Source organism: Dyadobacter sandarakinus (assembly GCF_016894445.1).
Taxonomy (GTDB): Bacteria; Bacteroidota; Bacteroidia; order Cytophagales; family Spirosomataceae; genus Dyadobacter; species Dyadobacter sandarakinus.
The window spans coordinates 4358869-4379511 of record NZ_CP056775.1 but is presented as its reverse complement, the minus strand read 5'-3'; the positions used below and the strand labels follow the sequence as shown (position 1 = coordinate 4379511).

The window sequence follows — 20643 nt, the reverse complement described above, 5'->3', positions numbered from 1 at the left end:
ATTATTTGAGGGGTTTAATTGCAAACGTAACGGTCATATCCTTACGAGGTTCACTGAGAGAGATATCATAGCTGGCATTCCTCAGTACTTCTTTTGATATCTGAAGTCCCATGCCTCTCCCTCCAGCTTTTCTCGAGAACCCAAGCTCAAATATCTTCTCATAATCATTGACAGCTACCTGCGGGCCGTTATTGGAGATATAGAGAGTGCCATCGTCAGTTGCATGTAATCTTATAACTCTGGGTCCGTCGTCGGCTTTTGTCTTCAGCCAGTGAATCGCGTTGTCAACGACGTTTACAAACACAGGATAAAATATTGATCTATATCCATTAATACGGCTTTGCGAAAATCCTTTTGTTCTATTTAGTTGAATATTATGCCGCTCTATCCTCCCTTTAAACACGTCTTGCAGGAAAACGTATATTTCTTCGCACCTTATCACTTCTTCTCGTCTGTAAAGCCTTCGATTAAAGGGTGTCAAAAGGGAGAGATAGCTATCTAAGTGTTCAAAATTTGACCTTATATTTTTATACGTAGTGTCAATTTTTGTATCGATATCGGCCCATCTTTTTAGATCTCTTATGCCCGATCGAAGTGAATTAACCGTACTATTGAATTCATGATGAATGATATTGACAGCAAGTCCAAGTTGAGTCAATTCAATATCGGCGTACATTTTTTCTTTAACCTCTTCAAGTTCTTCCTCAATAGCATCCGTTATCTGAGCGTTGGTTATTATCTTCCCTTGCTCATCTTTTTCCCAATAAATGTTATCCAGTTGGTGAATAATATTTTCTAGAATTAAGTTTGCGTAGTCCTTTTCTTCAATTATTGGAGACTCAATGGATCTAATACTTTCAAATATTTGACTGTCCTCGGACTCTGTAAGTTTAAGGGTTGGTAGTTGAAGCTTGGCACTTCTGATGGTCTGCTCCAAATTTTCCATCAATTCCTGGGTTAATTTCCTAACTCTTGATGAGACTTCTTCGGCAATACTCCTTGCCTCATCATATCGTTTTTTAGTAGTGTCTTTGGCTTCGTCGGATATCAACTCGACATGCTTTTCAATCCTTTTTCTCTGGCTAACTTCCAGCTTAAATGACTTTTGATAGTCACTTACAAGATGATCAACGGCAGCTTCGGCTTCCAAAAAATATTTATTGCTTATGCTCTCGTATTCCTCCAGATATACCTCCCAATTTCGTCGATTTTCTTTAGATAGCACAAAGCCTCGAGGAGCTAGAATCTTATTTCGCATCCTTAAATATACTAAGCTTTTTCGAGCCTCAAACTCATAGTTTATTAATGCATTGCTTGCGTCGTCGACGTCTTTAATTGAGGAAATAGATTGTAGGTTTTTTCGCGTTTTTGTAAGTAGATCCGCGATGTCTTTTTGAATTTTTCCATTTTGAACGTTTTGAAAAAAGGCATTAAGTTCAGCAACAAATTTGTCTTTTCGCTCCTTTGCTCTTTTTTCTCTTTGTTCCCTGGCTCGATACATTTTTTCCCGTTCCTTTCGTAGCGAAAGGAAAACATCGGTGGACTCGCCACCTTTTTCCCTGAAAAAGTCGGCTGCCAATTGCACAAAGAAATTCTTGAGAATACTTCTTAGCTGACGATAGGCTTGATTTTCTATGAAGCCTTCCCTCCCTGCTTTTTCTGTCAAATTGTCATTGAATTCTTTGCTAATGTTAACTGTACCTATAATTCTTCGATAAGAAAAAAAGTAATAGGAGGCGCTTTTGGATCGATTCCGCTCAAAATCCAAAAAATCATAGTTGTTATCCCCGTAGGGTAAAATCCTAATGCCGTCCTTGTAAATGTACAGCCCGCCATATCTATTAAGCTTACTTTTTAGCTGGCTATGTAGAATTGGATCAAGGTAGGATTGCTTGTGATCACCTTGTAAATATGCGCAGTCAATCGAGAATCGGCCACAGGCCGTTCTTTTGAAACTATTCTCATTCCAAATTATTTTGTGATCCGAAAATTCGTGATCATAGATTGTAACATCTCCTCTGAATTGGCCGAAATCGTCAAATTCACCTCTGAAGTGATGGTCAACTTTTTCGAACTCATGAGGGCTTATGAATGCGTCCTCACCTATTAGGTCAAAATAGGTGTCATCATTACCTCTGTAATCTCGGAAAGCAGTTTTTACTGAGGGCTTTGCATGTTGCGGTGTGATGGTATTGGTAAACCCAACAAGCATTTTCTCTAATGTGGATGCCTCATCTTTGTCTTTGTCGTTACCGTCAATATTAGCATTTAGACTGTCATCACATGAGCCTATATAAAAATGTGTTCCCGAATGGTTTTCTAAGGATAAGGCTCCCGGCAGGCTTTGCATCAAGCTTAGTGGATCCACTCGAAAGTTTTTGATTTCGGTAATCAGGTCGCGCGCATTTTCTTTTGTGATGTCACTATTTCTGAATAAACTAAGCAATGAGAGAATTGACTCATTTTTCATTGCTTCAACATCTGCTAGAGAAGGAATAATGCTACCTGAAAATTCCTTTACCGGAATTACAACCTGATCTAAGTTTATCCCTGGGCTTTCAAATAAAGCCCAATTAATAAATGCAGCAACGGTGTTCCCAAGCTCTCCGTTACGAATAGCTCTCGTGACTATTAGTACTTGCTTGCCAATAGAGGCTATGGCTAGCCTCCCAATGCCTTTCTCCCCCATTATTGGGCGTAAGGGCTTATTTGAATCTGTGGGAGGCAGGGGGATCTTGTGATTCGCAAACTTGCTTTCAGTGGCTAGGACCAACCATCTGTTCTCGAAATCTTCCTTCGTCATTCCCAAGCCGTCGTCTCTGAGAATGAAAATTTGGTCTTTTCTTAAATAGTCGACCTCTACATGATCTGCATAGGCATCATGGGCATTTTTGAATAGCTCATTTATGGCTGTCGGAATTCCAGCAATCTGCTGTCTGCCTAAGAGATCAATTGCTCTTGCTCTGGTAACGAATTTAGCCATTTATCCCAATGCTGTTTAATAGATTCTCCAATGGCTTCCGATAATTTTGGAGGCACTGCATTACCAATCATGGTTGCAATGGTGCCTTGATTTGAAGAGTAAAATTGATAATCTAGTGGAAACGACTGTAATGTAGCTCCCTCCCTGAGTGAGAGTGCCCTATCCTGATCGGGATGTGAGTAGCGACCTGTACTTGTGTAAATAAATCTGGTTGTAATTGTAGGTGCTGGCCTATCCCAAAATAGTCTGCCGTAGACATCATAGTGCCCATTGTGATTCTTATAGCATTCCAATTGAAGTTCGCTATCATTCTCCCAAGCTTTTCTAGTGCCTCCGTTGTGAGGGACCTGTCTTACTCTTTGTAGGTTTAAGTCTGATAGCTTAGCACATGAATGCTGAAATCTAGTCTCATCTTTGTTTCCGGCTTCTATTTTTGGGAATATTTCGAAGTTGCCGATTGCTTTTTGAACGGTTACAATTGAATTTTTCGCACGAACCTGTCTTGGGAGCTCGATTTGGTAATTTGACAGACGTGTTGCTAATAGCACGAACCTGCGTCTATTTTGAGGAACACCAAAATATTTTGCATTTAGTACATTTTGATCGAACGTGTAACCTTCTTTCCGTAAAGCTTTTTTAAAGAGATGTAGTGGACTCCCTTTCTTTGTCTCTAAACCCGGGACGTTTTCGATGAAGACAAACCCTGGCCTGTAAAACAAGACAAATTCCTTGAAATCCTCCAGCAAGAGTCTTCCCGACTCCGATTTGGTTTTATCTGATTTAAGATTGGAATAGTATTGACATGGACTGCAACCAACGAATATGAGATTATCTTCGTTTCTTTCAATGGGCAAGTATTCTTGAAGTTTCTCGGGTTCAAGGTTTGAAACGTCTTTATTGATAAACTTGGCATCATTGTTCAGTTCATAAGTATCCTTGAATTTAGGGTCGATGTCAATACCGCCAAGCACCTTAATCCCAATATTCGTAAAGCCACAAGTCACGCCACCCGCTCCACAAAAAAAATCAACGGCCTTTAAATCAGATGTTTGTGTTATCCTACTAGGCATATATATTAAGAAGATATTGCGAAGGCTATGTTCAAAATTGCAAAATACAAAAATAATGGTTGAGATTTTTTACCACTTACTTTACGGTGGGAGTTGTTCTTCAGACTTGCTTGGCGAGAATGTTCGGCTTCGAGCTGCTAGTGACTTTTGATGTCATATTCTCTCTTTATTGTGGATCAGTGGCATAACAGTATCTGAACTGTCAAGTAATCTTTGACGGTTTACGGCTAACATTATTCCATTGCTCTTTAGACATCAGTTACTTTATTTGCGCTATTTCGTCTAAGCGTAAGTTCTTGGTAATTAGTTCGCTAAGGTACATTCGACGTTCTTTTAGACGAATTTCTGTGATCCAGTTGCCATTTTCAACTGTCCTGTGTCTAAGGTATGTCAAGCATCCCTAACATTTCCCTGGCCTTTTCAGTACACTCAGCCTATCGCAGTTATCTCAAATTTTGCGACAACCGTAGGCCAATCAACCTCCGCGCCAAATAAGCAAGGGTGTGCAACTGCTCTGCAGTGTCTCTCTGAACTAGAATTTACTCGAAAGAAATTTTCGTATCTCAATAATCAGTGAATTGGGTAAATAATCCTCCGGCACATTCTCGGTTACTTTTCTAGCAAGTGTACTTCGTTTCCCTTTCTTAAATGGCGTGAAGTTGCGCAAAAGAGCAACAATGTCCTCTTGGTTGGCATCGAAAGTGCTATCCTCTTTTGTGCCATAGAAGATGGTCTTCATGAGAGCAATGAGTGTTGGCTTGGGAAGAAGTGTGTAAATGTCAACCTCTTCTTCGCATCTGGGAGTCACCGTGTTTTCTTCCAGCTGTGGATTGACTTCAGCCAGCAGGCCTTCCAATATGGTTTTTTCTTGTGCAGAATAAGGTTGTGTCAGTCGAATGGGAATTTCATTTACGAAGAAATCCAGAAACTCGAACTTGTCCGGGTAGGCTTCATAGTGATACCGGAAGCATCTGAGAGACTGGCTGAAAGTGGCGAGCCTCACCAGTTTCGAGAAGATCGTGTTTTCATACAAGGTTGTACTGGGTTCCGACGGGAAAACCAAATGAAATTCATTAAGCTGGTCAACGACATCGTACTTAAAATATGGAACAAGGGGTATGTCGTCTCCTTTCATTCCCAGAAACGTTTCTCCTAGTCTCTTTGCTGTCGAATATTTCCCGACTGGTTTCTTACTTTCCTCCATAATCACTCATCTTTAAACCGCTCCTTCCAGATCTCTGAAAGCTGCCGCGCGTACTGTTTTTTGGTTACCTTGATGTATGTTAAAAATGCTTTTTCGGTCCGGTGGCCGGTGATTGCCATGATGGCGTAGGAGGGAGTGCCGGCAAGATACTCATTGGTTGCAAATGATCGCCTGGCTGTGTGGGACGTAATTAACGAAAACTTACTCACCTTTTTCTGCGTCCGGACTTTTCCTTTCTTTTCGAATAAAGCCACGTCATCGCTCAGATTGGCCTTTTCGCCGATTTCTTTGAGATATTCATTCATCTTTTGATTAGATATTACCGGAGGCAAGTTGTTCGGTGTCTTGCCCTTGTATTTCTCCATTACCTTCCTGACGATTGGGTGGATCGGGATTTCTAGGTATTCGTCTGTCTTGATCGTCTTAGTTTTCAGGTATTTGAAATCAGGCGAAATATTTTCGGCTTGTATAGCCGTGAGGTCGGAGAAGCGAAGGCCTGTGAAGCAGCCAACGATGAAGAGATCCCGCACTTTTTCCAGCCTGGACTCGGCTGATAGATCAAGCTTCATCAGGAGCTTGATCTCATCTTCATTTAGGTAAATCGAATCCACCTCTTTACGGGGTGTCGAAAACCGCCGACTCTTGAACTCGATGTTGTCATTTTCCTTGCGCTCGGTCGCCTCGTTCAGGAAGAACTTTAAGAAGCCGGTGTGCTTATTCTGCGTGTTCTCATTGTATTTCTTGACCTCAACCATAAACCTTTTGAAATCGTGGTAGAAATCGAGCGTGATGTCGTTGAACGCAATGGTCTTCTTCTTCGCATCCGTCTGATAGGCTGTCAACATTTTCAAATGCGAGCGGTACGTCTTGATCGTATTGGCATTCTTAAATCCCTCTACGGACTTGATGTATTTGGTGACGAACTCGATCAGGCCGGGCTTACCTTTCTCCGGAGCTGCTTCATATTTATCAGTCCTTATCTCGCGCTCAAATAGCGGTTTCAGGTCGGCGGGAGTGATCGACAGTTTCTGGTAAAGCCGCTGCTGGTATATCTTCTGAACTTCATTTCGCCACCGATCCAGGTTAGCGTTGAGCTCCAAATAGGCTTCATGACTGGCTTTTGCCTTCTGGTTTTTGGCGTCCCAGGATTTGGGCTTTATAAACTGATTGGTAGAAACCACAACCTGCTCAGTTCCATAGCGGAAGTACAAGGATATCAGGCAATTGCCATTTGGTTTTGGTTTTTTGAGATAGTATTTTGTAGTAGCCATGCAGCCGACGACTTGATTTACACAAATCTATCTTAACTGAATTGGTTTACAAAATGGTTTACGACAAAATTACTTTTTAAGGTTGCATGTTACTTGGTTCAATTTTATATATTTGCCATTAGTAGCTCAGAATCAGAATATTTTAACGAAAAGCTCATGAAAGTAGAAATCAAAGGTTCGATTCCGTCCATCACCACAGAATGCATAAAGCCTTGATCATGATCAAGGCTTTTTTGTTTTGGTAAATCTGATTCGTGCATTTCACGGCATTTGGGGTATATCAATCCGGGTAATTATCTATATAGCCCGTGTAAGTCGCAAATATTTCTTTTTGTGATTCGTCAAGCAGGTAACAGAATGAGACTTCCGGTATGCTATACCCAGCAGGGTATTGATAGGCTTTTTTTACGAAAATAGTTAGACAATCCCGCTCCCATATATAAGCTGAATGGCCCTGATTTTCAAAATACCGGTAATTGCCCGGATAGAGTTTTTGTATCTCTGCAACAATTTCCTGATCAGTTTTACAACTGTCACCATAAAGTTCGAATGCAACACCGTAAACTGGTTTTCTTTTTACTTTATCCGATAGTTGAGCAGGCTTTGTCCATTCATTATCATAATCAAAAAACCATTTTGCAGAGAAATTTTTGCCACCCAAGGAATCTGTTTGTAACCACATATAGTTTGTGGAAAATTGCTTCATAGGTGCTTTTAATGCACTGCTCACTCTCATTGGAAATTGAAAGTAAATACCCCGGTAACTCAATTTTGTTACTTCACCACAACTTTCATCGTCTTCCCAGTCTTGAAATGATAAAAACAAGATAAAAGAAACTACTAAGAAAGCTACTATTAATTTCCCTAAGATCGAAAGTAGCGTACTTAGGACAAGTACAGCCGATTTTAAGATGTACAAAAGTGTTTTCATGTGTGTAATTGTTTAATTCGCAGCGTGGAGCCATCAATCCGGAAAGCCGTTAATGTAACCAGTATATTTTCCGTACGTACTTGCCTCTGAAGAACTGATGCCATAACAAAAAGAGACTTCCGGTATTGAGTTGCCTTCTGGATCATCATATATTCTTTTGACAAAAATAGTCAGACAGTCCCGCTCCCATACATAATACTTATATCCCCACTCCACAGTATACGTGTAATTTCCCGGATACATTTCCTGAATTTCGGCCACAATTTCCTGATCAGTTTTGCAGCTATCCTCATGTAGTTCAAAAGCAACTCCATAAATTAATTTGTCTTTCACCTCACTACTTAATTCTTGCTTAATATTCCATTCTGAATCTCTATCAAAGAACCATTTACCTGAGATATTTCTGTTTCCGATTGAGTCAGTTTCAATCCAAGTGTAATTTCTGGTAAATCCACTCATTGGAGTTTTTAATACACCCCGTACTTTCAATGGAAATTGAAAATTAATTTCTCTGAATTTTACTTGTATTACCTGATCACATGTCCCGTCAGTTCGGAAAATGTAAATCACAATGTTATACAGAACTAGAAGTGAAATCGCTATAAATATCAGTCGTATCATCGATAGTAGTTAATATTTAGGTTAATGATTTTATCTTCTAGGGACAATTTGGATCTACATTACTGGTACTTACCAAAGTACTGTTTTTAACAAATACAAACCCGTGAGTTCCTTGATTTACAGCCGTTTTGACACGTGAGATCCATTCTGATGGTGTTCCAGTATTTCCAAATACAGTAAATATCGCACTACCCGCAGCATTGTTCTTGTAATCCATTTCTGTATCCTTGCCTCCCTGCCCTTCTTCATGAGCGAAAGCAAGTGCTACTGCTGAATTCTGCGTGAAAGTTTCGGCATTGTAAATCAGAAATAGTGCATGCTTAAATGCATTTCCTTTACAGTTCCCGCATGTTGCTCCACATAAATTATAGTTTGCCAGCGTGGCTGTTTCAGCAGCATAAGCATTGGACGCATACATTAGCCTCATTAGAAACTTATATGGATCATAATTGTCCGCCAAAGCATTTAGTGCTTGTTTTTCTGATGGTGTTAATGCGGAGCCAGTAAGTGTTGTGATTAAACTTTCAAAGTCTTTTTTAACCATGTCTCCATATGCCGATAGCAAGTTTTTCATTTTGGTTATCATAATTGCTCCTTGCGAATTTAATACAGCAACTTCCGTAGGTGTAAAGGTCACCCCCTTTCCTGCCGCAAGACTAATTAGTGGTGCTACATTGGCATTGGCTGCCACCGGCGGAGTGGGTGCAGGTGGCGCTGGTTTGCATGGGGTAGTCATGGTCCGTAAATTACCGTTGTCACACGGGTCATAACCGCCACCCGGATTGGGAACTGTGCCACCACCACCACTGCCACCAGTGCCTCCGCCAAATGGAGGGATGTATGTATCAATACAAGTAGTTACTGTATTGTAGAGATATTCGATATGATATTGACTGCCAGCGGCACAAGCACAGGAAGCATGCTGCATGTTATGGCAGCACAAGTGTTCTATCGTCTCTGATAATACCATTACGGACGTGCAAACGGGGAGGAGGTTTACTCTTCCGCCGGATCTTGCGTCGGATGGAATATCATCGTAGTCACTCAGGAACACTCTTCCGTAAAAGCTGCGTTTGCGATTACTCCTGTATTCCTTGATCCAGTTTTTGTCAGGGAAATACCAGGCGAGATAGGCCTTAACACCTGCATCTGAGGAATCTATAATGATGTTCCGGAACACTTCGCCGGTATGTTCTCGCCGGTATACGGGAATGGTGTAGGTCGTGTGTTGATTAACTGTGATCTTCCGGACACTGTCCGTTGTACTGGGTAAGGTGCGTATCGGAAACAGGGGAAGTTCGCTTGTACGGGAACCTGCTTCCGCATTCAATCTGAAATGGTTGTAAAGCGCTTTGTCTTTTAGGTTTTTGACTTGCTGAAGAAATTCATTGTAGCTCAGCATCTTGTTTTCCGTTGCCGCATTCTTATTTGCGGCGCTTTGCTGGGGAGCAGCTTTGTTGTCCGTATCATCGCGGCATGATTGGTTGAAAATGGATAATGCAAATGCAATAAGAACTAAAATGTAAGCGGAAACCGGTCTGAAAGGAGAGAATTGCTTCATAGAAATAAGTTGTAAGTATGGATCATCGAGCCTCTTTGGGAGGCGGAGCGTTAAAGATCCTATACTTCACAAACCCTGATGAAAGCAATGAACGAGCGGCTACTCGCGGCTTATCGAAAGGTGAAATAGCAAAATAGTTTTATGCTCGCATTAGCAGAAAATGCTTGCCTTTGAATGGAAAACCAAATTTGATAGAGATGAGAATACAACTGGTATGATGTGCCTAGTCTTATTATGTCGACTTGGCTTATGCTATTTTTATTGAAGTTCTGAGTATGAGCAGGCATACATGAACTTCGGATCATCACATACGAGGAATGCGAGATTCAAATCAGTTTTATTCTGTGCAACTGGCTTATTGTAGAGGGACTTGTATCAACAATTGATCGGCTTGCGGAGTTTAAAGCATTGTAACAACCTGGGTAGGCTGGTACTTGTTGTCAGAAGACCGGATGAGCAGCCAGTAGATTTCGAACGCCGCCAGACCAAGAATAATGAGCAGAATAACCCACTGAATAACCGGTCGTGGCTTTTTCCTGGCTCTGACGTGTTTCTGCGGGAAACCAAAGTACTGGGGAGAAGAAGCTTGTTCCATAGCTGCCAGGTTGATTGGTGAACAAAATTCGTGAATATCGCCGCAGAACAATCGGCGAACATTGACAAATGTGCAAAAAAAGAGGCTGAACTGATGCTCAGCCTCGTTGATTTTTTATTACTCTGATCAACGTTATTTCAATATCGAAAGGTTTTTGCCAGTTTTATGAGTAAGTACGGCATAGGAACTTGGTTTTACTCCCTTTAAAAAAGGAATTGTCTTAATAATAGCAAATTTCAATTTCATGATATAATAGGAGGTGTTTTTCTTTTTATGCATAAGTTGTAACACCTCATCATTATAGAAATAGTTAATATCATTCATGATTTCGAAATTTTCAGATTTTAATAAAAACCTGAATAATGATGGTGTATATATATTGATATGTCCGTAAGAAAGAAAATGATCTAATTTACGATCAACATAAAATGAGAAATCAATGGGAACTTCAAAAATCTGATACTTGGATACGCGCTTGATTTCACGGAGCAATATCCTCTCATGCTCGACATGTTCTAAGACATGAGAGCAAATTACCAGATCAAAATGATCATCAGGATAGGGAATCTGATAGCCATTGAACAACAATATGTCATTCAGATTTTGTATTTTTTTTGATTTAATAAGTTCTATGCCACTTTCTGAAATTTCAATGCAGTTCAAATTTTTACTAAAATCCCATTCTGATAGCCATTTTAAAATACTTCCCTCACCCGCACCTACTTCCAAAACACTTTTAAACTGAATGGATTTTGATAATTCAACTATATTGAGCGCCTTGTACCGTGCACCTGTATTTCTCCATTTAACTGAACTTTCATCATACTGATTTGAATACGAGTCTTTTATGTTGTTTGATAACTGCATTGTCTTTGTAGATATTTTCTTAGAACATGAAAGTACATAAATGATTTATAGGAAATATCTGATAAGTCTGCACTTCGAGATACGTCACTACTTGTGTGGGTTGAGGAATGTTATCCTGATTACGGAAAACAAACCAGTAAACTTCAAAAATGGCGAGGACGAGTATGGCTACGAGAATAACCCACTGAATAACCGGCCGTGGCTTTTTCCTGGCTCTGACGTGTTTCTGCGGGAAACCAAAGTACTGGGGAGAAGAAGCTTGTTCCATAGCTGCCAGGTTGATTGGTGAACAAAATTCGTGAATATCGCCGCAGAACAACCGGCGAACATTGACAAATGTGCAAAAAAAGAGGCTGAACTTGATGCTCAGCCTCGTTGATTTTTTATTGCTCTGATCAGTAAGCTCTTTCCAGCTTGCCTTCGTAAGAGTTGGTAAATGCTTTGTTCACTACTTTATTTCCGCCGCGCGTAGGGTAGTTTCCTGTAAAGTACCAGTCGCCGGGATGCTGCGGACATGCTTTGTGAAGGTTTTCAACGGTTTGAAATACAACAGCAAGCTCTGCATCCAGATCTTTCGGGCGAATGATTTCAGCGATCTTTGCCGAAATTTCTTCATCTGTAAATGGCTCGTAAAGCGCCTTCACGTAGTTGGTATCGTAGGCATTCTGCGTAGCGATCGCCGTTACACTGCGCATGTACACATCTTCGAGCAAATGATCGAGATCGCGCTCTTCCAGAAGTTTCAGCACTGCGCGGTAAGCAACGAAATCTTTCATCCGCGACATATCAATACCATAACAATCCGGAAAACGAATTTGCGGAGCAGACGAAGCTACTACGATCTTTTTCGGCTTCAGCCGGTCCAGCATCGTAAGAATGCTTTTTTCCAGTGTAGTACCACGTACGATCGAGTCGTCAATGATCACAACCGTATCCACATTTTTACGCACAACTTCAAAAGTGGTATCATACACGCTCGAAACCATATCATCACGCAAAGAATCGGCAGTAATGAAAGTGCGCGATTTTACATCTTTGGTTACCAGTTTTTCAATGCGCGGCCGGAAGGAAAGCACCCGTTCAAGGTCGGCTTCGAAAAGGATCCCTTCCATGATCGCCTGTTTCCGCTTTTTGGCAAGATATTCCTCCAAGCCTTCAATCATACCCAAAAAGGCAGTTTCGGCCGTATTGGGAATGTAGGAGAAGATGGTATTTTCAAGATCGTAGTTGATCTCTTTCAAAATCTGCGGGATCAGCAGCTTGCCGAGCTGCTTCCGCTCGTAATAGATATCCGGATCGGTACCCCGCGAAAAGTAAATACGCTCAAAACTGCATGAACGTTTTTCCAGTTTAGGTAAAATCGGCAGCTCATTGTACTCACCATGCTTGTCGATTATCAGGGCTGAACCGGGAGTAATCTCCTGAATCTGCTTATAGTCTACATTAAATGCAGCTTTGATCGCCTGTTTTTCCGATGCAACCACTACCACTTCATCATCTGCGTAGTAGAATGCAGGCCGGATACCCGCTGGGTCACGGATTACAAAGGAAGCACCGTAGCCCGTAAGTCCGCACATGGCATATCCGCCATCAAAATCGCGGCATGAGCGGTAAAGCATCCGCTGCAGGTCGAGATTGTCTTCAATGACATCTGAAAGCGTAGGATTTTCATAAATACCTTTGAACCGATCAAACACGCGCTGGTTTTCTTCGTCCAGGAAATGTCCAATTTTTTCCATTACGGTTACGGTATCAACTTTCTCTTTGGGATGCTGGCCAAGCGACACCAGCTTGCCAAAAAGCTCATCCACATTGGTCATGTTGAAGTTGCCCGCCATCACCAGATTACGGCTCCGCCAGTTACTTTGGCGCAGCATCGGATGGCAGTTTTCCACTTCATTGGAGCCGTGGGTACCGTAACGCAAATGTCCCAGCCATACTTCGCCGGTAAAAGCCAGGTTTTCCTGCAGCCATTTGGCGTCATTGGCACGGTCGCGGTGGTTTTTCAAACCCTTGCGGAATTTCTTATGAATCTTTGAAAAAATGTCAGTAAGTGGCTGGGTTTCTACGGACCTGTACCGGCTGATATAGCGTTTTCCAGGCGGAACATCAATTTTGATGTTGGCTACTCCGGCACCGTCCTGCCCACGGTTAATTTGTTTTTCCATCATTACCGACAACTTGTGCACTGCGTAGAGCGGTGTTTCGTACTTGTCTATGTAATATTGATAGGGCTTTCTAAGACGGATAAGTGCGATCCCGCACTCATGCTTGATGGCGTCGCTCATAGGAAGAGAAATGCGTTAGAAATATTTTTGTTTGCCACTGTGCAAAGTGTATTCCTGAATACCAGCCTAACGAATTTGCATGCTTGTTTAGTTCGCAGGGAGTACAAAGGTACAAATCATCAGACTTAAAAAATTTCAAATTTGCCTTAATTTTCCAGACAGTAAACCAGGCGTCGGCACAAAGGTTTTCAGTACAGATTTTACACGAAAATATCTGCATGCTATATTGAAAAACACAAAATGATGCCAGGCGTAAACCGAACTATGCCTGTCTAAATGTACTTATTTTTATTCCAAAGCGATCATTCGTATGCTGTTTAAAACCCGGGGAATTGTACTGAGCTACATACGATATCGCGAATCGTCGATCATTGCGCGTGTTTACACCGAAGAATTCGGGATGCAGACCTACGTTGTAAATGGCGTGAGGAGCAGCAAATCCAGGGGAAACCGCATTGCTCTGTACCAGCCGCTTACCTTGCTGGATATGGTCGTTTACCATAAGAATAAGGAAGATACCATTCACAGGCTGTCGGAAGTGAAGTGCTATGCACCTTTTCTGACCCTGCCGTATGATATTGTGAAGTCAGGACTGGCGCTTTTTATTACCGAGATCCTGGGCAAGTCGCTGCGGGAGGAGGAGAGTAATGTGCCTTTGTTCCAGTTTATCGAAGACGCCGTTCTGTACCTGGACAAGGCGGATTCCGGGTTCGAGAACTTTCATATACAATTTCTGATGCAGCTTGCGTCTTACCTGGGTTTTGGGGTCGAAACGGTTCAGGATCTGGAAAATGAGCTTGTGGCAGGACGTTTCTCACAAGTGCCCGATACAATTGAGCGAAATGCCATATCTGAACTTTTAACGCATTATTACGGCTTGTCCATTCCTCTGGACCGGGTTCGCAGGGTAAGGATCCTGGAAATGCTTATTTTCTTTTATAAAATACATCTGGACTCGCTGGGGGAGATTAAATCCCTGGAGGTACTGAAAGAAGTGTTAAGATAAACCGCTCAATGCGCGAAGTAGCCATCATGCATATTTGATGAAGGTGGCATAATTTTGATGGTTCACGCTTTACCATCAATCTGTTTTTCATGAAAAATCTGATTTTTACCTTGTGCCTGCTTCTGCCGCTGCTCGGCTTTTCACAGGTGCCCAAAGGAGCCTGGAAATCGCAGGAGCCCACAGGCAGTACCTCTACACTCATTGTGGCTGACAATTATCTGGTGATCGCTTCTTACAGTGTCGGTAATAAGTATTTTGAAAGGGCAGAAGGTGGCCCTTTTACGATGACAGGCGATCAGATGGTTTATACACCGGAATTCAATTCAGCAGATACCAACAAAATTGGTATACCGGTTACATTCACTGTTACTGTGAAAGAAGGAATACTGACGTTGCGGTACGAGGAGGCGATGGTCTGGATGAAGGTAGACGATGCCGCTTCTGCTCCTATGGCCGGCAGCTGGCACATTACCCGCCGCGACAATGGTGATGGTCAGCTTACGCCCATTCACGAGGAAGGTACCCGTAAAACATTAAAACTGCTGTCGGCAACGCGCTTTCAATGGTTCGCCATTGATCCGGCCAAAAAAGCATTTTATGCCACTGGTGGCGGTACCTACACGATCAAGGATGGTAAATACAAGGAGAATATTCAATTTTTCTCAAAGGACAACAATCGTGTAGGCTCATCCGTAGAGGCCTCTTTCAAATTTGAAGATGGAAAGTGGGAGCATACAGGCAAAGGAACCGGCGGTAAACCCGTGCATGAGATCTGGGAAAAAATATAGCTGCATCTATTTAGATTTGTTCAAAATAATTCAAGCTATTTTTTGAATGATTCTAAATAGGTTCTACATTTGCCTTATCAACGTATTATTTCAATGAGCGCTTTTTCACTGACTGAACCGGGTATGCCGGTCACTGAGCAGGACTTCTCAGTAAAATTCTTTCTCGACAATTCGGAATGCATATTCAAGAAATGCTGCGAGAAGTATAAGAAGAAGGGAAAACATTGTAAAAAATGCCCTAAAAAGTAGCTCTGAACGAGTTTGAATAATACAGTTCATGGTGAATAATTGTAAGAGAGGGAATGCCGCAGAGCGTTCCCTTTTCTATGTTACGCACCGGTTCAGATCTTTCTCTTCAGTTCAAAGTTCTGCCCCAGGTATACGCGGCGTACTACTTCATCCTCTGCCAGTTCCTCGGCACTGCCTTGTTTCAATATTTTTCCTTCAAAAAGCAGATAAGCCCTGTCCGTAATGGAAAGTGTCTCATTTACATTGTGGTCCGTAATGAGAATGCCGATGTTTTTATGTTTGAGCCTGGCAACAATACTCTGAATATCCTCGACCGCAATAGGATCTACGCCGGCAAAGGGTTCATCCAGCAGTATGAACTTGGGATCTACAGCCAATGAGCGCGCAATTTCCGTACGGCGCCTTTCTCCTCCCGACAACACCATGCCCTTGCTTTTCCGCACATGGGTCAGGTGAAACTCTTCCATCAGCTCTTCTACCTTTTCCTTCTGCTCGGTTTTTGACAGGGAAGTCATTTCTAGTACCGCTTTCAGGTTTTCCTCTACAGTCAGAGTCCTGAATACCGAAGCTTCCTGAGCCAGATAACCCAGCCCGAGACGTGCACGTTTGTACATCGGCAGATTTGTGATGTCGGTATTATCAAGATAAACCTTACCACTATTAGGCTTTACAAGCCCTACTGCCATATAGAATGAAGTAGTTTTTCCTGCGCCATTAGGCCCGAGCAGCCCCACGATCTCGCCCTGCTCTACCTGGTAACTTACATTATTATTGACAAGACGTACCCCGTATTTTTTAACGAGATTTTCGGTTCTTAAAATCATGCGGTCTGCTGTTCGGGAACGTGATGAATCCTGATGTCTTTCAGGGAAAGTTGTAACGTTTTTTTATCACGAAATGTATTTTCTTCTAGGCTGTAACAAATGGAAAACGGTTTTCCATTAACAAGATCCGGGAAAAAACGCGCGAGCCCAAAGCCGACTGCGGTGAAAATGGAAGAGTTTTGTTGTTTCACATCAAACTTGATGTGCTTTTCCTTCATAATCACCGGTTTTCCTGCCAGCATTACATTCCTGGATTCAAACACCGGAGTCATGTTGCCGGGACCAAAGGGTCCCATTTGCCTAAGTATATTGTAGAACTTGGGGCTGATGTGTTCCAGGTCCAGCGGCATATCAATATCGATCACGGGAATAAGCTGGTCCGGCAGAATCTTGCTGCTCACAATCTCATTAAAGCGTGTCTTGAATGCTTCCAGGTTATCCAGGGGCAAGGTAAGTCCGGCTGCAAAGGTATGGCCGCCATATTGTTCAAGCAGGTCAGCACATTCTTCAATCGCTTCATACACATCAAAACCAGGTACCGACCTGGCTGAACCTGCGGCTTTTCCGTGTGATTGGGTCAGGATAATCGTGGGACGATGGTATTTTTCAATGCACCTGCTGGCCACAATTCCGATCACTCCTTTGTGCCAGTCCTCGCGGAACAAAACCGTGCTTTTGGCCGATGAAAGCCAGGCGTCATTTTCGATCATAAACAATGCCTGCTCGGTCATATTGCTGTCGAAAGTGCGGCGGTCCGTATTGTGCTTGTTGATTTCGAGTGCAAAGTCAGCTGCCTCTTCATCATCTTCACAAAGCAGCAGCTTTACAGCCTCCCGTGCATGCTTGATCCGGCCGGCTGCATTGATGCGCGGTCCAATCCCGAAAACACAGTTGGTAATGTCCAGCACACCGTTCAGGCCGGCAATCTGCATCAAAGCTTTGATGCCGGTTCGGGGTGAGGCATTGAGCTGCTTTAATCCGTAATAGGCTAATACGCGGTTTTCACCGGTGATGGGCACAATGTCAGAAGCAATGCTGACTACAACAAGGTCGAGGTACTCAAACAGGGCCAGTTCATCAATATTATGTTCCTGACAAAAAGCCTGCAATAGTTTGAAGCCCACGCCGCAGCCGGTAAGCTCTTTATAAGGATAGGCGCAGTCTTCTCTTTTCGGATCAAGTGCTGCTACTGCGGGTGGCAGTTCATTGCCGGGGCGGTGGTGATCGCAGATAATAAAGTCGATGCCGCGTTCCTTTGCTGCCGCTACCTTGTCTACAGACTTAATGCCGCAATCGAGGGTAACAATCAGCGTGAAGCCATTTTGTTCAGCATAGTCGAGGCTTTGCCAGGAAACTCCGTAACCTTCTTCGTACCGGTCCGGAATGTAGTAGTCGAGGTTTGCGTGGTATTTTTTTATAAATCCATAAAATAGCGCAACAGAGGTAGTGCCATCCACATCATAGTCGCCATAAACAAGGATTTTTTCACCTGCCAGAATAGCGTCCGAAAGTCTCTTCACTGCTTTATCCATGTCCTTCATCAGGTAAGGATCATGCAAATGCCCGATTTCAGGTCTGAAAAACTGCCTGGACTGCTCAAAATCATAGATTCCACGCTGTACAAGGAGCATAGCAAGTGGCAGACTGATGTTCAGGGATTGGGTAAGTCCGAAGGCAAGCTGCTGCTGCTCTTCGGCGAATGAAGGTTTGTGTGTCCAGCGTTTTTCGATCATAAGACAAAGATAAAGGGATTATTGCTAGCTGCTGCCAAAATGTATTATCCACCGGCAGCCGGGAAAAAGCTATCGGAAACCTAGTATCTTTACAGCCTGTCTGTTCACCAAACGTAATACGCAATGCCACGTCTTCTAGCTATCGACTATGGTTCAAAGCGCACCGGAATTGCGGTTACGGACCCCTTGCAGATCATTGCCACAGCGCTTGAAACCGTAGCAACACACCAGCTGCTCGATTTTCTGAAAAAGTATACAGCACGGGAGCAGGTAGAAGCATTTATTGTAGGAATGCCACGAAAGCTGGATAACAGTGACAGTGAAAACGCAGCCCGCGTCAGAAGCTTTATAAAGGTGCTGGAAAAAAACTTTCTGGATGTACCTATATATACACATGATGAACGCTTTACGTCTTCCATGGCGTTGCAGTCTATGATTGCGGCCGGTTCAAGCAAGAGCGACCGGCGCGACAAGGGCAATATTGATAAGGTAAGCGCTACCATTATATTACAGTCTTTCATGGAGGGACGCCGGTAGCCGGGCCTTTTTTTAACAATTAGTACAAACAAGTTCAGTTTTATGATTTACCCTATTGTAGCCTTCGGCGATCCCATACTCAGAAAACCAACGCGCTTTATTGAGAAAGACGAAATGGATTTGAAAAAACTATCCGATGACATGTTCGAGACCATGCACGGAGCAAGCGGCGTTGGGCTTGCCGCTCCGCAAATTGGGTTAAACATCCGGATTTTTGTGGTGGACGCTACTCCTTTCAGTCGCAAAGACGATGAGGATGACGACGAACCGGATCTGTCGCTGGCTGATTTCCGCAAGACTTTTATCAATCCTGAAATACTCGAAGAGGTAGGTGAGGAGTGGGCATTTGAAGAAGGCTGCCTGAGCATTCCGGGCATCCGGGGCGATGTATACAGGCCCGAAACCGTACGCATCCGTTACCGTGATATTGAATGGAATGAGCATGAGGAGGAGTATTCAGGCATGGCTGCCCGGATCATCCAGCATGAGTATGACCATTTATTAGGTAAGCTGTTTGTGGATTATCTTCCTACGCTCAAAAAGCAATTTATTAAAAAGAAACTGAGCGACATCTCCAAAGGCAATGTAGACGCGGATTACAGAATGCGTTTTTCTTCCCGTAAATAGTTTTAGCTCCGACTTGCATGACATCTCTTTCAGATACTACAACATTAACAGCTGCACTGATTCAAACAGATCTGGTTTGGGAGGATGTTACTGCCAACCTGGCCAATCTTGAAGAGAAAATCAGTGCGCTGGATGAAGTTGATGTCATTGTACTGCCCGAAATGTTCAATACGGCATTCACCATGAATACTTCTGTGGCGGAGCCGATGAACTTTACGACGACGCGGTGGATGAGGCAGATGGCGGAGTTGAAGCAGGCACTGGTAATCGGGAGCTTCGCGGCAAAGCAGGGTGACCAGTTTTTCAACAGGCTGGTTTGTATGAAGCCCGACGGCTCGTTTCAGTTCAGCGACAAGCGTCACCTTTTCAGGATGGGGGGAGAAAATGAGGCTTACACACCCGGTGATGTGCGCCTTATTGTAGAATGGAAGCTCTGGAGAATTTGTCCGCTGGTATGTTACGACCTGCGCTTCCCGGTATGGAGCCGTAACAATGCAAGTGACCCTTATGACGTACTGGTTTATGTGGCCAACTGGCCGGCAAAGCGGGCATATGCCTGGAATACCCTCCTGAGGGCACGGGCTATCGAGAACCAGGCTTATGTATTGGGGGTAAACAGGGTAGGTGTTGACGGAAAACAGATCCATTACCAGGGTGATTCTGCTGCACTCGATTACCTTGGTGAACCATTACTGATGCTGGCTGATGCCGAAGGCGAAAAAGTTGTCCGGCTTTCACGGGAAGACCTGGACAAGTACAGGCTGGCATTTCCCGCATTAACCGATGCCGACGGGTTTGAGCTTCAACGCTGACCTTGGTCTACTCGATTACCTTCGGCACTTTAAAGTAAGATGTAGTACGGGCTGGTGCATTGCCGAGAGCCTCTTCCCTGCTGAGCAAGTTTGTGCTTATATCCTCGCGCCATTTGTTTTCTTCATCGAGTATATGAGTGAGCGGCTCCACGCCTTCAGTATCAATTTCATTTAGCTGCTCCATCCAGGTAAGTACCGAATCCATGCTTTTCAGCAGTGAGGCCTCTTCCGACGGAACTATGTTGAGGCGTGCAAGATGAGCGATCCTGGCCAGCGATGCCTGGTCGATTTTCATATGTTAAGAATTGGTTAAGTTAAACGTACTGCTACATCTGAAAGTCAAATTTACTCCATTTTTGCAAGAATGCTCGGAAGGGGCTGCTCTGCGAAAATTTAAAAATGTTGTCAGGGCTGATAGTAGGAGAAAAATAATATTTGCTTTTATCCGGGAATTCTGAAATATTTTGAACCAGCACTCCGGTCCCGGAAAAGGCCCTGGATGTATTAAGTGTAAAGAGTACAATTTTGTAAACGCTTGCAAGAACAACTATATCTTTATGAATCAGTATAAAATATATGTTCCGTCCTAAGGTTCAATAGGTTCAATCTTAAAAATATACAATTTCTCCAAGGTCAGACAAAAATTCCTGATAAAAATGTGACGAAAAGCTTGCTT

Annotated in this window: 19 protein-coding genes; 5 read left to right on the top strand and 14 right to left on the bottom strand. The window is 43.1% G+C overall.

All coding sequences use genetic code 11. The annotated features are described in order from the left end of the window. Position 1 precedes the first annotated feature (1 nt). The 11 genes from HWI92_RS17730 to HWI92_RS17680 form a co-directional block, all read right to left on the bottom strand. On the bottom strand, positions 2-2983 hold the full coding sequence (locus HWI92_RS17730; protein ID WP_204657755.1) for an ATP-binding protein: 2982 nt from the start codon (positions 2981-2983) through the stop codon (positions 2-4). Continuing rightward, positions 2941-4053 carry a DNA cytosine methyltransferase gene (locus tag HWI92_RS17725; protein ID WP_204657753.1) on the bottom strand — a complete coding sequence of 371 codons (1113 nt, stop codon included), beginning with the start codon at positions 4051-4053 and terminating at the stop codon, positions 2941-2943. The genes HWI92_RS17730 and HWI92_RS17725 overlap by 43 nt, the downstream gene beginning before the upstream one ends. 532 nt (positions 4054-4585) lie before the next feature. Beyond that, positions 4586-5257 carry a hypothetical protein gene (locus HWI92_RS17720; RefSeq protein WP_204657751.1) on the bottom strand — a complete coding sequence of 224 codons (672 nt, stop codon included), beginning with the start codon at positions 5255-5257 and terminating at the stop codon, positions 4586-4588. Between the two features lie 2 nt (positions 5258-5259). Continuing rightward, positions 5260-6528 (bottom strand): site-specific integrase, encoded by a 1269-nt coding sequence (locus HWI92_RS17715; protein ID WP_204657749.1) that lies wholly within the window; start codon positions 6526-6528, stop codon positions 5260-5262. Between the two features lie 280 nt (positions 6529-6808). Beyond that, on the bottom strand, positions 6809-7459 hold the full coding sequence (locus HWI92_RS17710) for a hypothetical protein (RefSeq protein ID WP_204657747.1): 651 nt from the start codon (positions 7457-7459) through the stop codon (positions 6809-6811). A 33-nt stretch (positions 7460-7492) separates the two neighbouring features. After that, positions 7493-7918, bottom strand: coding sequence for a hypothetical protein (locus tag HWI92_RS17705; protein WP_204657745.1), 426 nt, complete (start codon positions 7916-7918; stop codon positions 7493-7495). A 199-nt stretch (positions 7919-8117) separates the two neighbouring features. Then, entirely contained in the window at positions 8118-9641 is a 1524-nt protein-coding gene (locus HWI92_RS17700; RefSeq protein ID WP_204657743.1) for a DUF6973 domain-containing protein, read from the bottom strand. Between the two features lie 400 nt (positions 9642-10041). Further along, positions 10042-10236, bottom strand: coding sequence for a hypothetical protein (locus tag HWI92_RS17695; RefSeq protein ID WP_204657741.1), 195 nt, complete (start codon positions 10234-10236; stop codon positions 10042-10044). Between the two features lie 132 nt (positions 10237-10368). Next, entirely contained in the window at positions 10369-11103 is a 735-nt protein-coding gene (locus HWI92_RS17690; protein WP_204657739.1) for a class I SAM-dependent methyltransferase, read from the bottom strand. Between the two features lie 19 nt (positions 11104-11122). Next, the gene (locus HWI92_RS17685; RefSeq protein WP_204657737.1) at positions 11123-11371 is read right to left on the bottom strand and encodes a hypothetical protein; all 249 of its coding nucleotides are present in this window, start codon (positions 11369-11371) and stop codon (positions 11123-11125) included. 127 nt (positions 11372-11498) lie between these two features. Then, entirely contained in the window at positions 11499-13391 is a 1893-nt protein-coding gene (locus tag HWI92_RS17680; protein ID WP_204657735.1) for an amidophosphoribosyltransferase, read from the bottom strand. Positions 13392-13701: 310 nt separating this feature from the next. Between HWI92_RS17680 and recO the strand changes: the two genes are divergently transcribed. Then, positions 13702-14397 (top strand): DNA repair protein RecO, encoded by a 696-nt coding sequence (gene recO / locus HWI92_RS17675; RefSeq protein ID WP_204657733.1) that lies wholly within the window; start codon positions 13702-13704, stop codon positions 14395-14397. Between the two features lie 89 nt (positions 14398-14486). After that, entirely contained in the window at positions 14487-15185 is a 699-nt protein-coding gene (locus tag HWI92_RS17670; protein WP_204657730.1) for a DUF4488 domain-containing protein, read from the top strand. A gap of 341 nt (positions 15186-15526) precedes the next feature. Here the strand turns inward: HWI92_RS17670 and lptB are convergent, their stop codons facing one another. Beyond that, on the bottom strand, positions 15527-16258 hold the full coding sequence (gene lptB, locus HWI92_RS17665; RefSeq protein ID WP_204657728.1) for an LPS export ABC transporter ATP-binding protein: 732 nt from the start codon (positions 16256-16258) through the stop codon (positions 15527-15529). Further along, positions 16255-17991: a single-stranded-DNA-specific exonuclease RecJ gene (recJ, locus tag HWI92_RS17660; protein ID WP_204657726.1), complete on the bottom strand. Its 1737-nt coding sequence runs from the start codon at positions 17989-17991 to the stop codon at positions 16255-16257. Before recJ ends, lptB begins: the two co-directional genes overlap by 4 nt. A gap of 123 nt (positions 17992-18114) precedes the next feature. Between recJ and ruvX the strand changes: the two genes are divergently transcribed. Genes ruvX through HWI92_RS17645 form a run of 3 tightly spaced genes read left to right on the top strand, consistent with a single transcriptional unit; the run spans position 18115 to position 19967 of the window. After that, complete coding sequence (gene ruvX, locus HWI92_RS17655; RefSeq protein ID WP_204657724.1) at positions 18115-18528, top strand: Holliday junction resolvase RuvX; 414 nt, start codon at positions 18115-18117, stop codon at positions 18526-18528. Positions 18529-18570: 42 nt separating this feature from the next. Further along, positions 18571-19155, top strand: coding sequence for a peptide deformylase (gene def, locus HWI92_RS17650; RefSeq protein ID WP_204657722.1), 585 nt, complete (start codon positions 18571-18573; stop codon positions 19153-19155). Between the two features lie 17 nt (positions 19156-19172). Then, positions 19173-19967 carry an amidohydrolase gene (locus tag HWI92_RS17645; RefSeq protein ID WP_204657720.1) on the top strand — a complete coding sequence of 265 codons (795 nt, stop codon included), beginning with the start codon at positions 19173-19175 and terminating at the stop codon, positions 19965-19967. A 7-nt stretch (positions 19968-19974) separates the two neighbouring features. On the opposite strand, the gene gatC is transcribed toward HWI92_RS17645, so the two are convergent. Next, positions 19975-20262, bottom strand: a complete 288-nt coding sequence (gene gatC / locus HWI92_RS17640) for an Asp-tRNA(Asn)/Glu-tRNA(Gln) amidotransferase subunit GatC (protein ID WP_204657718.1) — start codon at positions 20260-20262, stop codon at positions 19975-19977. Positions 20263-20643: the final 381 nt, after the last annotated feature.